The sequence below is a fragment of the Microbacterium sp. H83 genome (assembly GCF_001650405.1).
Classification (GTDB): domain Bacteria; phylum Actinomycetota; class Actinomycetes; order Actinomycetales; family Microbacteriaceae; genus Microbacterium.
The window spans coordinates 24856-43192 of the sequence record NZ_LWCU01000010.1; the positions used below are offsets into that span (position 1 = coordinate 24856).

The window sequence follows — 18337 nt, forward strand, 5'->3', positions numbered from 1 at the left end:
CACTTCGGGGGCCGACACGCCAGTCGAAGGACCGGCGGGGGCTTCTCGGCCGACGTGTGGTGTGTCGGCCCCCGAAATGGGCGAAGGGGCGGGGACGGGGTGAGACGGGAGCGGGCCTCGGGCGGGGCGCGCGTCAGAACCCGGGGATGAGGCTCACCACCAGGTCGATGAGCTTGATGCCGACGAACGGCGCGATGACGCCGCCGAGGCCGTAGACGAGCAGGTTGCGCTGCAGGATCTGCGACGCGCTCGCCGGCCGGTACTTCACACCCCGGAGTGCCAGCGGGATGAGGAACACGATCACGATGGCGTTGAAGATGATCGCGCTGGTGACGGCGGATGCCGGGGAGTGCAGCTGCATGATGTTGAGCGCCGCGAGACCCGGGAAGACGCCCATGAACATCGCCGGGATGATGGCGAAGTACTTGGCGATGTCGTTGGCCAGCGAGAACGTGGTGAGCGCGCCGCGCGTGATGAGCAGCTGCTTGCCGATGCGCACGATGTCGATGAGCTTGGTGGGGTCCGAGTCGAGGTCGACCATGTTGCCGGCCTCCTTCGCGGCCGACGTGCCCGTGTTCATCGCGACGCCCACATCGGCCTGGGCGAGAGCGGGAGCGTCGTTCGTCCCGTCGCCGGTCATGGCGACGAGACGGCCGCCCTCCTGCTCGCGCTTGATGAGCTCGAGCTTCTGCTCCGGAGTGGCCTCGGCGAGGAAGCCGTCGACGCCCGCCTCGTCGGCGATCGCGGCGGCGGTCAGCGGGTTGTCGCCGGTGATCATGACCGTGCGGATGCCCATGCTGCGCAGCTCCTCGAACCGCTCGCGGAGGCCGTCCTTGACGATGTCCTTGAGGTGCACGACGCCGAGCACGCGGGCTTCGCCGGTGTTCATCCGGCTGGCGATCGCACGATCGGCTGGCGGCTCGCCGGCATCCGTCCCGCCATCCGTGAATCGACCGGCCATCCGGACCTCGGAGGTCGACCGGCCATGCCGGACGGCGACGACCAAGGGGGTTCCGCCGCTCGAGGCGACGCCGTCGGTGAGCGCGGTCAGCTCGGCATCCGTCTCGAGACCGAGCCAGGCGGCGATGGCCGAGCCGGCACCCTTGCGGATCTCCGTGCCGTCGGCGAGGTCCAGACCCGACATGCGCGTCTGCGCCGTGAAGGGCACGACGACGGCATCCGCCGGCTCCTCGACGCGGATGCCGCGCGCGGCCGCCAGCTCGACGATCGATGCGCCCTCGGGCGTGGGGTCGGCGAGCGACGACAGGGCGGCGAGACGAAGCAGCTCCGCGGCGTCGACCCCGGTGAGGGGGAGCACCTCGTGGGCGCGGCGGTTGCCGTAGGTGATGGTGCCGGTCTTGTCGAGGAGCAGGGTCGTGACGTCTCCGGCGGCCTCGACCGCCCGACCCGACATCGCGAGCACGTTGCGCTGCACGAGACGGTCCATTCCGGCGATGCCGATGGCCGAGAGCAGGGCGCCGATCGTCGTCGGGATCAGGCAGACGAGCAGCGCGATGAGCACCGGGATGCTGACGGGCGAGGCCGCATACGACGCGATCGGGTTGAGGGCCAGAACCACGACGACGAAGACGATCGACAGGCTCGCGAGCAGGATGTTGAGCGCGATCTCGTTGGGCGTGCGCTGACGGCTCGCGCCTTCGACGAGAGCGATCATGCGGTCGACGAACGTCTCGCCGGGCTTCGACGTGATGCGCACGACGATGCGGTCGGACAGCACGCGGGTGCCGCCGGTCACCGCGCTGCGGTCGCCGCCGGACTCGCGGATGACCGGCGCGCTCTCGCCCGTGATGGCCGACTCGTCGACCGTGGCGATGCCGGCGACGATGTCGCCGTCTCCCGGGATCAGGTCGCCCGCAGCGACGATCACGATGTCGTCGCGCTGCAGCTCGGCCGAGGAGACCTCGACCGTCTCGGAGCGCTCCGCGCCGGCATCCGCTGCGCTGTCGTACCGCACCACACGGCGCGCCATGGTGCTGGTGCGCGTCTTGCGCAGGCTCGCCGCCTGCGCCTTTCCGCGGCCCTCGGCGACCGACTCGGCGACGTTCGCGAAGAGAACGGTCAGCCACAGCCAGATCGCGATGCCCCAGGTGAACAGCGCGGGCACCGGGGTGCCGCCCGACTCGGCGGGGCCGCCGAGGAACGGCTCGGCGATCGCCAGAACCGTCGTGAACGCGGCGCCGACCCAGACGAGCAGCATGACCGGGTTGCGCACGAGGGCTGCCGGGTTGAGCTTGCGCAGCGCTCCGGGCAGTGCCTGTGTCAGCTGCGCCCAGCCGAACGAGCGCGGCTGCGCGGCGGTGGCGGACGCCTCGGCATCCTGCTGTTCCGACGGGGTCTCGGAGGGTGTGGTGATGAGGGTCATGTCAGACGAGTCCTTCAGCGAGGGGTCCCAGTGCGAGCACGGGGAAGTAGGTGAGAGCGGTGATGATGACCGCGACGGCCGAGAGCAGGCCGACGAACTGCGGTCGGTGGGTGGGCAGGGTGCCGGTGGTCTCGGGGATGCGCTGCTGCGCGGCGAGCGAGCCGGCGAGGGCCAGCACGAGGACGATCGGGATGAACCGCCCGAGCAGCATCGCGACGCCGAGCGCGGTGTTGAACCACGGGGTGTTCGCGGTGAGTCCCGCGAACGCCGAGCCGTTGTTGTTCGCGGCCGACGTGAAGGCGTAGAGCACCTCGCTCATCCCGTGCACGCCGGGGTTCAGGATGCTGGTGGCCTCGACGTCGGCCCGGATGCCGGGAATCGCGAAGCTCAGCGCCGTGCCGGCCAGCACGAGGGTGGGCGTGACGAGGATGTACAGGCTCGCGAGCGTGATCTCCTTCGGGCGGATCCGCTTGCCGAGGTATTCGGGGGTGCGGCCGACGAGCAGGCCGCCGACGAACACCGCGATGACGGCGAGCACGAGCATCCCGTAGAGGCCCGAGCCCACGCCGCCGGGGGCGACCTCGCCGAGCATCATGTTGAGCATCGGCATCATGCCGCCGAGCGCCGTGTACGAGTCGTGCATGGAGTTGACCGCGCCGGTCGATGTCAGGGTGCTTGCGCTGCCGAACAGCGTCGAGCCGAGGATGCCGAAGCGCACCTCCTTGCCCTCCATCGCCGCACCGGCGAGTTCAGGGGCGCTCCCGCGTCCGGCGAGTTCGAGCGCCGAGAGCGCGAAGGTCGAGATGAGGAAGATCGTGCCCATGACAGCGGCGATCGCGTAGCCCTGGCGGTTGTCGCCGATCATGCGGCCGAACGTGCGCGGAAGCGCGAACGGGATCATGAGGATGAGCAGGATCTGGAGGAGGTTGGTCCAGCCGGTCGGGTTCTCGAACGGATGCGCGGAGTTCGCGTTGAAGAACCCGCCGCCGTTCGTGCCGAGAAGCTTGATGGCCTCCTGCGAGGCGACCGGTCCGCCGGGGATCGTCTGTGTGCCGCCCGACACCGTGGTCACGTCGGTGAAGCCGGCGAAGTTCTGGATGACACCGCCCGCGATCAGCGCGAGAGCGCCGAGCACGGCGATCGGCAGCAGGATGCGGCCCAGCCCGCGGATCAGGTCGACCCAGAAGTTGCCGATAGTGGTCGACCCGCGTCGGGCGAATCCGCGGATCAGCGCGACCGCGACGGCCAGGCCGACGGCGGCCGACACGAAGTTCTGCACGGTGAGACCGGCGAGCTGCACGGTGTAGCCCATGGTCTGCTCGGGCGAGTAGGACTGCCAGTTGGTGTTGGCGACGAAGGAGGCCGCGGTGTTGAACGCCAGGCCCTCGGGGACCGCGGGGAGGCCGAGCGACTCGGGCAGGAACGCCTGAAGGCGCTGAAGGCCGTACACGAGGAGGAGGCCGACGACGGAGAATGCGATGACGCCTCGGGCGTAGGCTCGCCACGTCTGCTCGGAGGACGGGTTCACGCCGATCACGCGGTAGACGCCGCGCTCGATCTTCAGATCCCGCGGGGAGCTGAAGACGTGAGCCATGTGGTCGCCGAGCGGGCGGTACAGCAGCACGATCGCGACGATGAGGACGGCCGCCTGGAGGACGCCGAACCAGATGTCCGCTCCGCCCATCAGAACTTCTCCGGAGCGACGAGGGCGACGACGAGGTAGACGACCGCGGCGACAGCGAGGGCGGCGGCGAGGATCTCGAAGACGATCACGAGCGTTCCACCGCCTTGGCGACGAACGAGACGAGGGCGAACAGCGCGAGAGTCAGCGTGATGTAGATGATGTCGAGCACGAGACTCGATACAACTCCTGCGCGGGTCGGCGTTCCGCGATCCTCACGCTTTGCCTACAGCGGTATGCAGGGATGCATGCGGGATGCTCACGAGCGGGCCGAGTCCCGGCGATGGCGTTCGTCCCCCGGCCCGCCCGCGAAGGAGATCTCCCGGAATGAAGGGCGGGATCCGGCATCCGCCCCTTCATTCCGGGAGATCTCCTTCACGACGCCAGCGAGGCGGTCAAACGGTCCGTCGACGCATGCATCGACCACCGGGTATGACGCGGCGGGTCGGATGGCGTGAGCGAAAGTTCCCGGGCATCAGCTGACCCGCGCGTTCGCGTCCGCTTGTCGATGAAGAGTGTCGGTCTGCCCGGTGGGGTGTCGTGGACGAATCAGGCCGGCGCCGTGACATGGTCGTTCCCCGACCTCTCGGGTCACGGCCTGATCACCCGCTCGGGTGGGACGAACAGTGCGCTGCTGTTGTGGGACCCGTTCGGGCAGCCGGTGGATCCGGTGACGTTCGCTCTCGGCACAGCATCAGCGGACGACACCGGACAGGTCGCCGGGAATACCCTCTGGCATCAGGGTGCACTCAAGCCAGCCGAATCCGCCGGGTCGACGCTCGTTGTCGAGATGGGCGCCCGGCTGTACGTCCCCGCGTTCGGACGGTTCCTGCAGGTCGACCCCATAGAGGGCGGTGTCGACAACGACTACGTTTGGCCACCCGACCCCATCAACCAGCACGACTTGAGTGGCAAAGCCGTCCCGCTGATCGCGTTGGCCGCTGCCCTCGTCAGGCTCGTCGTCAGCCTCGTGAGTGGCACATCCACCCTGGTCCTGGCGCGCTCGATCAAGTCCAGACCGATTCCGAAGACGCCACCGGCGCAACGAACGACGCGGCTCACGACGACCAATGGCGTCACCGTCCCGATTCCGCAACCGACCTGGTTCCGCAAGGACAAGAGCTACATGGTCTATGAGATCTTCAACACCAGGACAAACGAAACATGGAAGTACGGAATCACCAGTGCTGAGCCGGTGGGTGCACGTCCCCAAGCCCAGATAAGCACCTGCGAAGCGAAATCCAATGGCGACCGCTGCGACTGGATTTCACTCCAGGAGAATGTGGCTGGATACTATAACGCTCGGCTTTGGGAAGACAGCTACATCGCCGCCTATGTTGGCTTCCATGGTGTCTGTCCGCCGGGTCAGGTAACGAGTTGCAAATAGGAGTAGTGATGAGTCGATTGACGCCTGATCAGCTGACAGAGCGTGCCGATGCGATCGGGCGCCTCGGAGCGTTGGAGGCACACGGATTCTTCGGCGGGCACACCTCGGAGGGCCATGCGGTGCGGGTTGTGTTCCGCAAGGGGCGGCGGTTCGATGACCTTGTGCTGTTCCAGCGCGATGAGGGTGGTTTATCGGGTGTCGGTGCTCCCCCGGGGGGTGAGTTCCGGGTGCTGGACGCCTGGAACTTCCTCATCCCCTCCGAGTGGGGCCCGGTCGTGGTCCAGGACCGTATCCTTCCCACGGCGTTCGCGGACCCGGTCGCCTGGGTGAGGTCAGTGACGGGAAGCGTCGAGATCCCTGAATGGGGCGTCGACAAGCCGTCGCGATCGTTGATGGAGGACGACCGATTCTGGTCGTTGATCGACCTGCTCGGCGGATCGCTGGAGGACGAGGCGATCGCCGAGCTGTCCGACGCGTTGGAGGCGTTGGAGTACCCGGACATCGTCCGCTTTCGAGACACGCTCGTCGCACGCCTGCGCGAGCTCGATCATCCCCTCAACACCGTCGGATCGGGGGACGGCGACGAGCGGGTGATCAGTGCGGACGCGTCGTTGTACTACCGGTGCGAGATCGTCGCGGCCGGGCGAGACGTGTTCCGTGATCATCTCGAGCACCCCCGGCCCGGTGAGGGCCTCGCGGGCACGGACGGGGAGGCGCTGCTCGGGATCGCAGAGGACGCCTCGGTCAGCAGGATGCCGGCACCCGAAGTGTCGATCGAGACCGGAACGAACCCTCAGCACTGGCCTGATGCGCCCGAACCACCGCGCGATCCGTCCACGACGATTCCGAGCCCCGGCCCCTTCTCGTACGACATCCAGATCTCCCGACTGCGCCTTGCTCCGCCGAGTCTGCGGGCGCATATCGTGTGGACGGCCTACGCGACGACCGCCGAGGGGACGGTGCGTGAAATCATGGGCTGCGTCGCACAGGGGACTGTCGCAGCGGCCCGTGAAGAAGTCATCGCCTACGTCCGATCGATACTGCGTGCAGACGAAGTCCTCTACCCTGACGTGGTCGTCTATCGCCCGGGAATCGACGGAGTCGCGAACGGTAATCAGTTGTCTGGGGTGACTCGCCGCAGTCGACTGAGCATGGACGAATACGTCCAGAGGTACTACACGGGTGAATTGCTCCCGCCCGGGCTGCAGAAAGCGGGCGAATAAGCGCCGGTCGGCCGATGGTCATCGAGGACGATAAGGGGAGGTTCAGCAGTGGATGAAGAGATGGGGGGAGAGTGATGACGCCAAGCGACGCTACGGCCCTCTTCACCTCGCTGAGTGACGTTCATGGCCAAGGGCCTCTTGAAAGCGGGCTGTGGTGCTCAAGCGGGGTGGGGGTGGTGAAGTGATCAATCCTGGGATCATCTTGCCGACGCCTCCGCTGGCACTCAGCCTCCAAGAGCTACTCGAGTGTTGGGCGTTGGGTTCGTGCCGTTCGGGCTTTGGGTCATCGGCGGCGCGATAGTGGCGTTAGTACAGCACCTCGGCTCGCACCGCCTCAATGAGTGCCTCCGGTGAAGTGCGCGGTCTGCTCTGCCGATCCGAAATGACGCCGGACAGGCTGCCGGAAACACGCTTCGGTATCAGACGACGGCGTTCAACCGTATTGAGATCGGGCTGACGAACGGCGAGCTGTGGCGGTTCACCATCGTTCCGTTCAACGGCTCAGGCATGCGCGGCGCAACAGTGGACGAAGCGCTTTCCGTCATCGCCGGTCTGGACCGGGCGCGCGAAGACGCCGGGCAGGGCGGGTGACGCCCTACACTCAGCGAGTGAGCGCGACGCGACGGCGGTGGGGAGCGGGGACGACCATCGTCCTGGCGCTGATCGCCGCTGCGGTGGTCTGCATCGTCTCCGGCATCCTTCCCCGAGCGGATGCCGGTGCGCTGGGCGCTCGCATCGCGCCGGTGCTCGGGTTCGTCGTCGCGATCACGATCGTCGCCGAACTCGCCCGTGACGCGGCGGTGTTCGATGTCGTCGCGCAGCGCCTCGCCCGGTGGGGCCGCGGCAGGGTGGTGCTCCTCTGGGTGGCGGTCGTCGCCCTCGCGGTCGTGAGCACGGTGTTCCTGTCGCTCGACACCACCGCGGTGATCGTGACACCCGTGGTCGTCGTGCTCGCGCAGAGCGTCGGCATCCCGCCGCTGCCCTTCGCGCTCGTGACCGTGTGGCTGGCGAACACGGCATCCCTCGCTCTGCCGGTCTCGAACCTCACCAATCTGCTGGCGGCGCGCGCCATCGGCGACGACCCCGTCTCGTTCCTCGCGCTGAGCTGGGCGCCGACCCTCGTCGGAGTGCTCGTCCCCGTGCTGATCCTCACGCTGCGCCACCGACGCACGCTGTTCACGACGTACCGCCCGCCGTCGGGCGGCGCGGTGTCCGACCGCATCCTGTTCTGGGGAGCATCCGGCGTCCTCCTCGTGCTCATGCCGGTGCTCGCTCTGACCCATGACGTGTGGATACCCGCGACAGCCGCCGCGATCGTCCTCATCGTGCTGTTCGGCATCCGTCGTCGACACGTGCTGCGCCTGTCGCTCGTGCCCTGGCAGGCGATCGGGCTCGCGACCGCGCTGTTCGTCCTCGTCGAGACCGCGCACGCCACCGGGATCCTCGACGTGCTCGCCGTGCTCGCGACGGAGGGCCACACGATCCCCGAGCTGCTGCGGCTCTCCGCTGCCGGCGCGCTCGCCGCGAACGCGGTGAACAACCTGCCCGCGTACCTGATCCTCGAGCCCGCGGCCGGCGACCCGGTCGCGCTCATGGCACTGCTCATCGGCGTGAACCTCGGCCCGCTCGTCACGCCGTGGGCGTCGCTCGCGACCCTGCTGTGGCACCACCGCGTCGTCTCGCTCGGCGTCGAGATCCGCTGGGGAAGCCTCATGCTCTGGGGTGCGATCGTCGCGGTGCCGACCGTGCTCGCCGCGACCCTCGTGCTCGCGCTGGTGGCCGGCTGATCCGGCAGCGGCTCAGCGCGCGGGCCACTCCTCCGCGAGGATGCCGTAGTTCATCCCGTCCAGCCATGCCCCCGATCGGTGCAGCGCCGTCTTGCGACTGAACTCCTCGCGGCGCATGCCGAGACGCTCCATCAGACGCCAGGACGGCTCGTTGTCGGCGAAGCATCCGGCGTGCACTCGTCGCAGCCCCAGCGGGCCGAAGCAGACGTCGATGACCGCCCGGATCGCCTCGGTCGCATAGCCGCGGCCGGTGTGCGCCGGATCGAGCACCCAGCCGAGTTCGGCCTCGACGGCCTTGGCCTGATCGGCCACCTCGAGCTGCGCCCATCCGTCGCCGATCCGGATCATGACATCGCCGATCGGGACCGGGTCGGCGCCGCTCTCGGCCCGTAGCTCGACGATGTGCATCGACGCGAGTCGGTCGGGGTCGCGGTAGCGGTCGCGGAACGCCTCGAGGGTGTCGGGCGCGAGTCCGAGCCACCGGTTGACCTCGGGCAGGCGTCGCCACTCCCACATCGCGTCGATGTCGGGTTCGGTCATCGGGCGGATCTGCAGGCGCGCGGTGCGCACGGGCCAGACGGGGGCAGCGGTCATCGTCTCAGCCTAGAACCCCGCCCCGACGATCTCGCCGACGGTCAGCTCTCGGGCGGGCCCTCGGGCCGGTGCGCCCGGCGGCCGTTCACCACGACCGGGCGCCCGGCGCGCTCCTGACCCGGAAGCGGACGCGAGCGGCGGCCGTAGATGAGCTCCGAAGAGTCGAGCAGCCACGGCACGAGCGTGATCGACACGCCGTGCACGAGCATCAGCTGGTTGGCCATGCGCTTCGCGCGGCGGTTGTGCAGGAACGTCTCCCACCAGTGTCCGACGATGTACTGCGGCAGGTAGACGGTCACCACCGACGAGCCGTGCTTCTCGCGGTACTGCTTGATGAACTGCGCCACGGGCTGCGCGAACGACCGGTACGGCGACTCGACGATCACCAGCGGGATGGGCACGAGGTGGTCGCGCCATTCCTTCTGGAGCGGAGCCACATCATCGGATGCCACGGCGACGTGCACCGCGATCGTCTTGCCGTGCTTCGCCGCGACGGCGTAGTCGATCGCCTTCACGACCGGCTTCTGCAGGCGGTTGACGAGCACGATCGCCAGGTCGCCGGTCGCGCCGAACTTCGTGGTGTCGTCGATCGCGATCTCGTGCTCGACGTCGCGGTAGTACCGCTTCACGCCCAGCATGAGGAACGCGAGGATCGGGATCGCGAAGAACACCAGGTAGGCCCCGTGGGTGAACTTGGTGATCGTCACGATGAGGAGCACCGTGACGGTCATCGCCGCACCGAGCGAGTTGATGACGAGGCCCACCCGCGCCGAACGGCGGTCGGATGCCGAGGCGCCGTCGACACCCGATTCCGGCGTCGTCTCCTCCGGGCCGCGCAGCACGCGCCGCCAGTGGCGCACCATGCCGATCTGGCCGAGCGAGAACGAGACGAAGACGCCGATGATGTACAGCTGGATCAGCGTCGTCAGCTTCGCCTGGAACACCACGAGCACGGCGATCGCCGCGATGCCGAGCACGATCATGCCGTTCGAGAACACGAGACGGTCGCCGCGGGTGTTCAGCGACTTGGGCGCGTAGCCGTCGCGGGCGAGCACCGATCCGAGCAGGGGGAAGCCGTTGAACGCGGTGTTCGCCGCGAGAAGCAGCACGCACGCGGTCGCCGCCTGGATGATGAAGAACAGGATGCTGCCGCCGCCGAACGTCGCCGACGCGATCTGCGCCATGAGGCTGGGCTGCGGGGTCGAGCAGTCGAAGCCGACGAGGTCGCAGGGGTTCTCGGCGTAGTGCACGCCCGAGATCAGGGCGAGCGCGGTGAGCCCCGCGAACAGGCAGGCGGCGATCGATCCCATCAGCACGAGCGTCGTCTGGGCGTTGCGGACCTTCGGGGTGCGGAACGCGGGCACGCCGTTGGACACGGCCTCGACGCCGGTGAGGGCAGAGCATCCGCTCGAGAACGCGCGGAGGATGAGGAGGATCACGGCCGCCTGGCTGAGATCCTCGGCATGCACCGCGAACTCGGCGCTCGACGCGACGGGCGCATCGCCCAGGATCGTGCGGAACAGGCCGGTCACGATCATGAAGCCGACCGAGCCGATGAAGACGTAGGTCGGGATCGCGAAGACCAGCGACGCCTCGCGCACGCCGCGGAGGTTCACGATGATGATGAGGATCACGAAGCCGACCGCCAGCTCCACGCGCAGGGGGTCGAGGCCGGGTACGGCCGAGATGATGTTGTCGACGCCCGACGAGACCGACACGGCGACCGTGAGCACGTAGTCGACGAGCAGGGCAGCGGCGACGATCACGCCGGGGATCTCGCCGAGGTTCTTCGAGGCGACCTCGTAGTCGCCGCCGCCCGAGGGATAGGCCTTGATCAGCTGGCGGTAGCTGAGCACGACGACGATGAGCAGGACCACCACGGCGATCGCGACGAGGGGAGTGAAGGAGAGGAAGGAGAGTCCGCCGATGAGGAGGATCATCACGAGCTCCTGCGGCGCGTAGGCCACGGAGCTCAGCGCGTCGGAGGCGAAGATCGGCAGCGCCATCTTCTTGGGCAGCAGCTGATCGTCGACCTGTTCGCTGGTCAGCGGGTCGCCGATGAGGATGCGCTTGGCGAGCGGAGGAGCATCCGTGTTCTCGCGGGTTTCATCTGACACGTCCGGCGACATTACGCCCGCTCACGGCGCGCATACGCGATCCTCACGGAATCCCTACGCCCGGATGCGGCTCCCTAACGGAATCCCTACGGGCGCTCGAGCGCCCGGTCGGTCAGTCCTCGTGCGGGCGCGGCATGTACCACTCGGTGAACGCGGTCGCCCGACCGTCGGCATCCAGTCGCACGATCCAGAGATTCACGTAATCGCGCTCGGCCGGGTACTTCGTGCGCCCTTCGATCGCCACGAAGCCGTCGTCCTCGTGGACGACCCACCACTCGAACGACCAGGTGCCCGGCTCGTCGAGGTCTTCGAGCCACCCCTCCACGATGTCGGCCCGGCCGACGCGGGGTTCGGCGTCGGGGCTGGTGAGGTAGATCGCGTCGTCGCTGAACAGAGCGCCGATCTGATCCCGGTCGTTCGATCGCCATGCGTCGACGTACGCCGCCGTCCACTTCTCTCCGGGAGTCGTCATGTGCTCCGTTCTAGACGCGAGCACGGCCCGGGTCAAGAGGCGTCCTTTCATCGAAGATCCACAGCCCATTCCGATCACGAACGGATAACGTCGATCTCATGACGTCCCTCCAGGTCACCGATGACGCGATCCAGCAGACTCGGGAGCTCCGTGACGAATTCCAGCGCTTCCTGAGGGAGTACGAGTTCGGGATGCGCGAGGTCGAGACCAAGATCGGCATCCTGCGCGACGAGTTCACCCACCACCACGCGTACAACCCGATCGAGCACGTCAAGAGCCGCCTCAAGACTCCGGACAGCATCGTCGAGAAGATCGCGCGCAAGGGCATCGCGGAGCCCGACTTCGAGCGCATCCGGTCGGAGATCACCGACATCGCCGGTGTACGCGTCACCTGCAGCTTCGTCGCCGATGTCTACCGGCTGTTCGACCTGCTCACCGCGCAGGACGACGTGACCGTCCGCACGGTCAAGGACTACATCGCGACGCCGAAGGAGAACGGCTACAAGAGCCTCCACGCGATCATCGAGGTGCCGGTGTTCCTGTCGACCGGGGCGCTGTCGGTGCCGGTCGAGGTGCAGTTCCGCACGATCGCGATGGACTTCTGGGCCAGCCTCGAACACAAGATCTACTACAAGTTCTCCAACCAGGTGCCGTCGCACCTCGTCGAGAGCCTCACGGATGCCGCCGAGGCCGCGGCCGAGCTCGACAGTCGCATGGAGCGTCTGCACCGCGAGGCGCACGGCGTGCCGCAGCGGCAGCTTCCCCCGCCCCCTCCTCCCCACATCGTGCAGGTCTGATCCGGGCCGGCCGGAGTTGTGAACGACCCCGCGGCCTGTCAGCATCGACAGGTGGCGAAGACTCTGGAGCACACGGACGCGGCGATCGAGGTCGACCTCGACGATCTCCCCGGCTTCGACCGCGGCCGGCAGCGGTGCGAGTGCGACCACGGCGATGAGGAGGCGTACGCGCCGTGCGGCCGCAAGGCCAAGTGGCGCGTCTCCATCGACTGCGAGTGCGGCGAGAACCACCCCCGCACCGTCGAGATCCTGTGCTCCCGCTGCCTGCGCACGCTGCGCGCCTCCCAGAGCGCGGAGTCGATCACCGCGCGACCCCTCTGACCGGCCGCGGCCCGGGATCCGATTCGCCCCCCGCTCCGAACAACCGCTGACCCCGGCGCCGGCGAACGAGGAGCAGACCATGGCACAGCGGAACAGGCCCCACGGCACGCGCGGCCGCTTCGTCCTCTGGGCGGCGCTCGCCGGAGTGATCAGCGGAGCGGTCTTCCTCGCGACGGCAGAGCTCTTCGCGCTGATCTTCGCGCGCTCGGCCAGCCCGATCCTCGCCGTCGGCGGCTTCGTGATCGACATCGTGCCGCAGCCCTTCAAGGAGTTCGCGATCGCGACGTTCGGTGAATACGACAAGATCGCGCTGCTCGTCGGCCTCGGCCTCGCGGTGGTGATCGCCTCGGCCATCGCCGGCATCCTGCAGCTCGTGCGGCCACCGCTCGGCGTCGTCGCCCTCGTGATCGCCGGCGCCCTCTCGACCGCGGCGATCGTCACGCGCGCCGGAGTCACGCCGCTCGCGTTCCTGCCTCCCCTGCTCGGAACCGTCGTGGGATCGATCGTCCTGGTGCTGCTCAACCGCCGCCTGACGGCGTGGAAGGCCGACGTCGTCGCCGTGACGGCCGCGGACGGGGAGAGCGAGCCCCCGACGCAGATGGGTCGCCGACAGTTCTTCATCCTCGCCGGGATCGCCGGCGCGTCCGCGGTGATCGTCGGCGTCGCCTCGCGCGCGGTGAGCATGACCGTCGCCTCGGTCGCATCGATCCGCGACGCACTGAAGCTCCCGTCGCCGACGTCGACGGTGACCGTTCCGCAGGGCGCCGAGTTCGACATCCCGGGGCTCAGCTCGCTCTTCACCCCCAACGAGGACTTCTATCGCGTCGACACGGCGCTGACCGTGCCGACCATCGACCCCGCGACGTGGCGCCTGGTGATCGACGGCATGGTCGACCAGCGGGTGGAGATGAGCTTCCAGGACATCCTCGACATGGGTCTCGACGAGTATGCGATCACGCTCACCTGCGTCTCGAACGAGGTCGGCGGCGAGCTCGTCGGCAACGCGATGTGGCTGGGCGTCCCGCTGCGCGACGTGCTGAAGAAGGCCGGAGTGAAGTCGGGGGCCGACATGGTGCTCTCGAAGAGCGTCGACGGCTACACGGCGAGCACGCCGCTCTCGGCTCTCACCGACGAGAACCTCGACGCGATCCTGGCGGTCGGCATGAACGGCGAGCTGCTGCCGCTCGAGCACGGCTTCCCCGTGCGGATGGTCGTGCCCGGCCTGTACGGGTACGTCTCGGCGACCAAGTGGCTCACCGAGCTCAAGGTCACAACCTTCGCCGACGACGAGGCCTACTGGACGCCCCGCGGATACAGCGCCGAGGCGCCCATCAAGTTCTCGTCGCGCATCGACACCCCCAAGCTCGGCTCCGCCGTGGCGTCGGGGCGCATCCCGATCGCCGGTGTGGCGTGGGCGCAGTCGGTGGGCATCGAGAAGGTCGAGGTGAAGATCGACGAGGGCGAGTGGGTGCCCGCGACGCTGTCGGCGCCGATCAACGAGGACACCTGGGTGCAGTGGTTCATGGAGTGGGATGCCACTCCCGGCACGCACTACGTCGCCGTCCGCGCGACCAACAAGAACGGCGACCTCCAGATCGAGGAGCGCGCGCCGATCGCTCCCGACGGCTCGTCGGGCTGGCAGCGCTCGCTCATCCGCGTCACCTGATCGGTGCGCCACGGCATCCGTACCGGGGCGGACGGCCGCGCCGCCCCTAGGGTGGAGCCATGACGTCGCTCCCCGCGTGTGTGATCACCGTCTCGGACCGCTCCTTCTCCGGGGAGCGCGAGGATCGCGGCGGACCGATCGCCGTGGGTCTGCTGCGGGATGCCGGGTGGCACTGCCCTGACGCGCAGGTGATCCCCGACGGCGCCGACTCGGTCGCCGATGCGCTGCGCCGCGCTGTCGCGAAGGGCGTGCGCCTGATCGTGACCACCGGGGGCACCGGTGTGGGACCCCGCGACGAGACACCCGAGGGGACGCGCCAGGTCATCACCCGCGAGGTCCCGGGGATCGCCGAGGAGCTGCGGCGCAGCGGTCTCGCCGACACGCCGCTGTCGGTCCTGTCGCGGGGACTCGCGGGCGTCGTCGACCCGGCCGGAGCGCTGATCGTGAACCTGCCGGGCTCCACGCGGGCCGTGGCCTCGGGCGTGCCGGTCGTCCTGACCGTCGCGCGGCACGTGGTGGACCAGACCGACGGAGGAGACCACTCATGAACGACGTGAAGATCGCCGCGCTCGCGGAGGACGCGCTCGATGTCGAGGCGCACCTCGCCGCCGTCGACGACCCGCGGCTCGGCGGGGTCACCACGTTCATCGGCCGGGTGCGCGACAACGACCCCGACGCGCAGACCCCCGTCGTCGGCCTCGAGTACAGCGCGCATCCCGATGCGGAGGCCGCGCTGCGGAGCATCGCCGAGAAGGCCGGGGCGGATGCCGTCGGCGACGCGCGCATCGTCGTGGCGGTGAGTCACCGCGTCGGAACGCTGGGTGTCGGGGACGCCGCGGTCGTCATCGCCGTGGCCGCCGAGCACCGCGCCGAGGCGTTCGAGGTCTGCCGTGCGGTGATCGAGGACATCAAGAGCGAGCTGCCGGTATGGAAGCGCCAGCTCGAGTCCGACGGCACGACGTCGTGGAAGGGCATCGGCGGCTGACGCCGGACCCAGCCCCTCCGGGCAGCAGGGCCAGTGGGCTCAGGCCGGTGGGCTCAGGCCGGTGGGGTCGGGCCGGTGGGCTCAGCCCGGTGGGGTCTCAGCCGCCGGCGAAGGGCGGCAGCACGTCGACGAGCTCGGCGTCGGCGAGCGACAGGTCGGCGTCGCGGCGCACTCCGTCGACGAGCACGGCGCATCGCGGCAGGATGTCGGCCAGCGCGGGGTGATCCGCGACGACCGCGGCCCGCAGCGCATCGAGCGACGGCTCGCCGCGCTCCTCGGCCTCCGTGCCCGCGGCCTCGGCGGCGGCGGCGAAGTAGCGCACCCTGGTCATCGGCTCTCCCCGGGGCGCACCCAGTCTCCCGAGCGCCCGCCCGACTTGGCGACGATGCGCACGTCCTCGATCACGACCGCGCGGTCGAGGCCCTTGATCATGTCGACGATCGCGAGAGCGCTCACCGAGACGGCGGTCAGCGCCTCCATCTCGACCCCCGTGCGATCGGCGGTGCCGACGGTCGCCTCGACGTGCACGCCGTCATCGACGATGTCGAGCTCGACACCGGCGCGGTGCACGCCGATCACGTGGGCGAGGGGAAGAAGTGCCGGGGTGGACTTCGCAGCCTGGATGCCGGCGATGCGGGCGACGGCGAGCACGTCGCCCTTCGGGGCGGTGCCGTCGCGCAGGGCCGCGATCACCTCGGGGCTGCAGCGCACGAAGCCGCGGGCGGTGGCGGTCCGCACGGTCGGCTGCTTGGCGGTCACGTCGACCATGTGCGCCCGGCCGGCCGCGTCGAGATGGGGGAAGCTCATCCGACCAGCATGACATCGATCGGGTCGCCCACGGCGACGGCCTCCACCTCGGCGGGCACGATCGCGAACGCGTGTGCGCGGGCCAGGCCGCCGGCGAGATGCGAGCCCGATCCCCCCGCCGTCGCGGGACGCACGGTGCGGGCGGCGAGGTCGACGACCGCGGGCAGGTACTGGCGTCGTCCCGGCGGCGTCGTCCAGCCGGCATCGGCGGTGAACGTCGCCCGCGGGCGGTGGATCTCGGTGCGACCCTGCAGCGCCAGCAGCGCCGGCCGCACGAACACCTCGAACGACACGGCGACGCTCACCGGGTTGCCGGGCAGCCCGAAGACGAGGGCCCCGGAGTCGAGCACTCCGAAGGCCTGCGGCTTGCCGGGCTGCATCGCCACGCTCGCGAACTCGACCTGGCCGCCGCCGTCGAACGCTCCACGCACCGGCTCGTAGGCGCCCGCGCTGACCCCGCCCGTGAAGACGATGACGTCGGCCCCGCGCTCCACGGCCGACGCGGTCGCGGCGCGCACGCCGTCGGCGTCGTCGGCGACCCGGGCGACGAGCACCACCTCGGCATCCGCCTCGGCGACCAGGAGCTCGAGAAGGGGGCCGTTCGAGTCCGGGATGCGACCGCGCGTCGCGGGGTCGCCGGGGGCGAGCAGCTCGCTGCCGGTCGAGACCACGGCCACGCGCGGCGCGCGGGTGACGGACACCGGGTCGACGCCGGCGGCGACGGCGGCCGACAGCTGGAAGGGTCCGAGGCGTTCGCCGGCGAGCACGACAGGGTCTCCGGCGTGCAGGTCGGCGCCCCGGCGTCGGACGAAGGCTCCGGGGGCGGCGGGCGCCCGCAGCACCCGGACCTCGCCCAGGGAGTCGGCCAAGCCGCCCGCCGTGTCCTCGAACGGCACGATCGCGTCGGCCGCGGTCGGCGTCGGCGAGCCGGTCATGATGCGCGCGGTCTCGCCCGGCCCGAGCGGCGGGTCGTCCGAGACCCCGGCAGGCAGATCGGCCACGACGCGCAGGACGGCGGGCTGCGCGGCGGATGCTGCGGCGACATCCTCGTACCGCACGGCGAAGCCGTCCATGGCGGAGTTGTCGAACAGCGGGATGTCGTGCGCCGCGACCGCGGGTCCGGCGAGCGTGCGGGAGGCGGCGTCGCGCAGGGCCCTGATCTCGGGCGGCAGCGTCTGCACGGCATCCAGGACCCTGGACAGCTGCTCCTCGACCGTACGGCGGCCGCCGGCGGAGGCGCTCATGCGGCCACCGCCGACCGGATCGCGATCTCGTGCTGTCGACCGCCGAGCGCGTCGATCATCGCGAGGCGTCCGAGCAGCGGCTCGCCCGCACCGGTCACCAGCTTCACGACCTCGCCCGCCAGCATCCCGCCGACCTGCACGCACAGCGCCCCGAGCACGCCGACCTGCGCGCAGCTGGGCGGGTCGCCCTCGGTCCCGTGCGGAAAGAGGTCGGCGAGCACCACGGGGTCCGAGCCGGCGGGCGGCGCCGACCAGAACACGGTGGCCTGCGCGTGCCACTCCTGCACGGCACCCCACACGAGCGGGATGCCGAGGGCCTCGGCCGCGGCTGCCACATCGCGCCTGGTCGAGAAGGAGTCGCTCGTGTCGACGACGATGTCGGCGTCCGCGAGCAGAGCGTGCGCGTTGGTCGCGTCGAGCCGCACGGTGTGCGGGATCACGAGCGCCCTCGGCGCCAGAGCGGTGATCGCCCGGGCGGCGGAGGCGGTCTTCGGTGTGTCGATGTCGTCCACGCGATGGGCGAGCTGGCGCTGCAGGTTCGTGAGCTCGACCACGTCGTCGTCGATCAGGGTGATCGTGCCGACTCCCGCGGCGGCCAGCGCGAGCAGCACCGGAGATCCGATGCCGCCCGCTCCGACGACGGCGACACGGGCGGCGGAGAGACGCCGCTGCCCCTCCTCGCCGATTCCGGCGAGCACGGCGTGACGGGCGGTGCGCACGAGCTCGGTCGGGTCGAGGGACGAGGCGGGGGCGACGAGCGGCTGCATGGCCCCAGGCTATGCCCGACCCGTGCATGCGCCATCGGGGGTTGACGGCGGAGATCCATGTCGAGAGGGTCGATTCCCGATCGCGCCGCATGCGCGGCTGATTCGG

18 protein-coding genes are annotated in these 18337 nt (G+C 69.6%); 8 read left to right on the forward strand and 10 right to left on the reverse strand.

Annotation, left to right across the window (positions count from 1 at the left end):
- Positions 1-133: 133 nt before the first annotated feature.
- Genes kdpB through A4X16_RS05270 form a run of 3 tightly spaced genes read right to left on the reverse strand, consistent with a single transcriptional unit; the run spans position 134 to position 4156 of the window.
- Positions 134-2383: a potassium-transporting ATPase subunit KdpB gene (gene kdpB, locus A4X16_RS05260; protein ID WP_067117473.1), complete on the reverse strand. Its 2250-nt coding sequence runs from the start codon at positions 2381-2383 to the stop codon at positions 134-136.
- A gap of 1 nt (position 2384) precedes the next feature.
- Complete coding sequence (kdpA, locus tag A4X16_RS05265; protein WP_067117476.1) at positions 2385-4067, reverse strand: potassium-transporting ATPase subunit KdpA; 1683 nt, start codon at positions 4065-4067, stop codon at positions 2385-2387.
- The gene (locus A4X16_RS05270) at positions 4067-4156 is read right to left on the reverse strand and encodes a potassium-transporting ATPase subunit F (protein ID WP_067117479.1); all 90 of its coding nucleotides are present in this window, start codon (positions 4154-4156) and stop codon (positions 4067-4069) included. The genes kdpA and A4X16_RS05270 overlap by 1 nt, the downstream gene beginning before the upstream one ends.
- A gap of 362 nt (positions 4157-4518) precedes the next feature.
- Between A4X16_RS05270 and A4X16_RS05275 the strand changes: the two genes are divergently transcribed.
- The 3 genes from A4X16_RS05275 (at position 4519) to A4X16_RS05285 (ending at position 8461) form a co-directional block, all read left to right on the forward strand.
- Positions 4519-5451 (forward strand): RHS repeat-associated core domain-containing protein, encoded by a 933-nt coding sequence (locus A4X16_RS05275; protein WP_157559983.1) that lies wholly within the window; start codon positions 4519-4521, stop codon positions 5449-5451.
- A gap of 128 nt (positions 5452-5579) precedes the next feature.
- Entirely contained in the window at positions 5580-6674 is a 1095-nt protein-coding gene (locus A4X16_RS05280) for a DUF4240 domain-containing protein (RefSeq protein ID WP_197491774.1), read from the forward strand.
- A gap of 608 nt (positions 6675-7282) precedes the next feature.
- The gene (locus A4X16_RS05285) at positions 7283-8461 is read left to right on the forward strand and encodes an SLC13 family permease (RefSeq protein WP_067117643.1); all 1179 of its coding nucleotides are present in this window, start codon (positions 7283-7285) and stop codon (positions 8459-8461) included.
- A gap of 12 nt (positions 8462-8473) precedes the next feature.
- Here A4X16_RS05285 and A4X16_RS05290 read toward each other — a convergent pair whose 3' ends face one another.
- The 3 genes from A4X16_RS05290 to A4X16_RS05300 all read right to left on the reverse strand — a co-directional run bounded on the left by A4X16_RS05290 (position 8474) and on the right by A4X16_RS05300 (position 11644).
- Positions 8474-9055, reverse strand: coding sequence for a GNAT family N-acetyltransferase (locus tag A4X16_RS05290; protein WP_067117488.1), 582 nt, complete (start codon positions 9053-9055; stop codon positions 8474-8476).
- Between the two features lie 41 nt (positions 9056-9096).
- Complete coding sequence (locus tag A4X16_RS05295; protein ID WP_067117491.1) at positions 9097-11184, reverse strand: APC family permease; 2088 nt, start codon at positions 11182-11184, stop codon at positions 9097-9099.
- A gap of 100 nt (positions 11185-11284) precedes the next feature.
- The gene (locus A4X16_RS05300; RefSeq protein ID WP_067117494.1) at positions 11285-11644 is read right to left on the reverse strand and encodes a nuclear transport factor 2 family protein; all 360 of its coding nucleotides are present in this window, start codon (positions 11642-11644) and stop codon (positions 11285-11287) included.
- A 98-nt stretch (positions 11645-11742) separates the two neighbouring features.
- Between A4X16_RS05300 and A4X16_RS05305 the strand changes: the two genes are divergently transcribed.
- The 5 genes from A4X16_RS05305 (at position 11743) to A4X16_RS05325 (ending at position 15413) form a co-directional block, all read left to right on the forward strand.
- The gene (locus tag A4X16_RS05305) at positions 11743-12441 is read left to right on the forward strand and encodes a GTP pyrophosphokinase (RefSeq protein WP_067117496.1); all 699 of its coding nucleotides are present in this window, start codon (positions 11743-11745) and stop codon (positions 12439-12441) included.
- A gap of 51 nt (positions 12442-12492) precedes the next feature.
- Complete coding sequence (locus tag A4X16_RS05310; RefSeq protein WP_067117499.1) at positions 12493-12762, forward strand: hypothetical protein; 270 nt, start codon at positions 12493-12495, stop codon at positions 12760-12762.
- A gap of 79 nt (positions 12763-12841) precedes the next feature.
- Positions 12842-14428, forward strand: coding sequence for a molybdopterin-dependent oxidoreductase (locus A4X16_RS05315; protein ID WP_067117502.1), 1587 nt, complete (start codon positions 12842-12844; stop codon positions 14426-14428).
- A gap of 59 nt (positions 14429-14487) precedes the next feature.
- Positions 14488-14976, forward strand: a complete 489-nt coding sequence (locus tag A4X16_RS05320) for a MogA/MoaB family molybdenum cofactor biosynthesis protein (protein WP_067117505.1) — start codon at positions 14488-14490, stop codon at positions 14974-14976.
- Entirely contained in the window at positions 14973-15413 is a 441-nt protein-coding gene (locus tag A4X16_RS05325) for a molybdenum cofactor biosynthesis protein MoaE (RefSeq protein WP_067117508.1), read from the forward strand. Before A4X16_RS05320 ends, A4X16_RS05325 begins: the two co-directional genes overlap by 4 nt.
- Positions 15414-15510: 97 nt before the next feature.
- Here the strand turns inward: A4X16_RS05325 and A4X16_RS05330 are convergent, their stop codons facing one another.
- From A4X16_RS05330 to A4X16_RS05345, 4 genes are read right to left on the reverse strand one after another with little or no spacing between them, the layout of a single operon-like run.
- Positions 15511-15744 carry a MoaD/ThiS family protein gene (locus A4X16_RS05330; RefSeq protein ID WP_067117511.1) on the reverse strand — a complete coding sequence of 78 codons (234 nt, stop codon included), beginning with the start codon at positions 15742-15744 and terminating at the stop codon, positions 15511-15513.
- On the reverse strand, positions 15741-16220 hold the full coding sequence (moaC, locus tag A4X16_RS05335; RefSeq protein ID WP_067117514.1) for a cyclic pyranopterin monophosphate synthase MoaC: 480 nt from the start codon (positions 16218-16220) through the stop codon (positions 15741-15743). Before moaC ends, A4X16_RS05330 begins: the two co-directional genes overlap by 4 nt.
- The gene (locus tag A4X16_RS05340) at positions 16217-17464 is read right to left on the reverse strand and encodes a molybdopterin molybdotransferase MoeA (RefSeq protein WP_067117518.1); all 1248 of its coding nucleotides are present in this window, start codon (positions 17462-17464) and stop codon (positions 16217-16219) included. Before A4X16_RS05340 ends, moaC begins: the two co-directional genes overlap by 4 nt.
- The gene (locus A4X16_RS05345; protein ID WP_067117521.1) at positions 17461-18231 is read right to left on the reverse strand and encodes a HesA/MoeB/ThiF family protein; all 771 of its coding nucleotides are present in this window, start codon (positions 18229-18231) and stop codon (positions 17461-17463) included. The genes A4X16_RS05340 and A4X16_RS05345 overlap by 4 nt, the downstream gene beginning before the upstream one ends.
- Between the last annotated feature and the right edge of the window lie 106 nt (positions 18232-18337).

Bases quoted from the DNA above. Each gene is read 5' to 3' on its own strand.
- kdpB (WP_067117473.1), bottom strand. From the start codon at position 2,383: ATGACCCTCATCACCACACCCTCCGAGACCCCGTCGGAACAGCAGGAT.
- kdpA (WP_067117476.1), bottom strand. From the start codon at position 4,067: ATGGGCGGAGCGGACATCTGGTTCGGCGTCCTCCAGGCGGCCGTCCTC.
- A4X16_RS05290 (WP_067117488.1), bottom strand. From the start codon at position 9,055: ATGACCGCTGCCCCCGTCTGGCCCGTGCGCACCGCGCGCCTGCAGATC.
- A4X16_RS05295 (WP_067117491.1), bottom strand. From the start codon at position 11,184: ATGTCGCCGGACGTGTCAGATGAAACCCGCGAGAACACGGATGCTCCT.
- A4X16_RS05300 (WP_067117494.1), bottom strand. From the start codon at position 11,644: ATGACGACTCCCGGAGAGAAGTGGACGGCGGCGTACGTCGACGCATGG.
- A4X16_RS05305 (WP_067117496.1), top strand. From the start codon at position 11,743: ATGACGTCCCTCCAGGTCACCGATGACGCGATCCAGCAGACTCGGGAG.
- A4X16_RS05315 (WP_067117502.1), top strand. From the start codon at position 12,842: ATGGCACAGCGGAACAGGCCCCACGGCACGCGCGGCCGCTTCGTCCTC.
- A4X16_RS05320 (WP_067117505.1), top strand. From the start codon at position 14,488: ATGACGTCGCTCCCCGCGTGTGTGATCACCGTCTCGGACCGCTCCTTC.
- A4X16_RS05325 (WP_067117508.1), top strand. From the start codon at position 14,973: ATGAACGACGTGAAGATCGCCGCGCTCGCGGAGGACGCGCTCGATGTC.
- A4X16_RS05330 (WP_067117511.1), bottom strand. From the start codon at position 15,744: ATGACCAGGGTGCGCTACTTCGCCGCCGCCGCCGAGGCCGCGGGCACG.
- moaC (WP_067117514.1), bottom strand. From the start codon at position 16,220: ATGAGCTTCCCCCATCTCGACGCGGCCGGCCGGGCGCACATGGTCGAC.
- A4X16_RS05340 (WP_067117518.1), bottom strand. From the start codon at position 17,464: ATGAGCGCCTCCGCCGGCGGCCGCCGTACGGTCGAGGAGCAGCTGTCC.
- A4X16_RS05345 (WP_067117521.1), bottom strand. From the start codon at position 18,231: ATGCAGCCGCTCGTCGCCCCCGCCTCGTCCCTCGACCCGACCGAGCTC.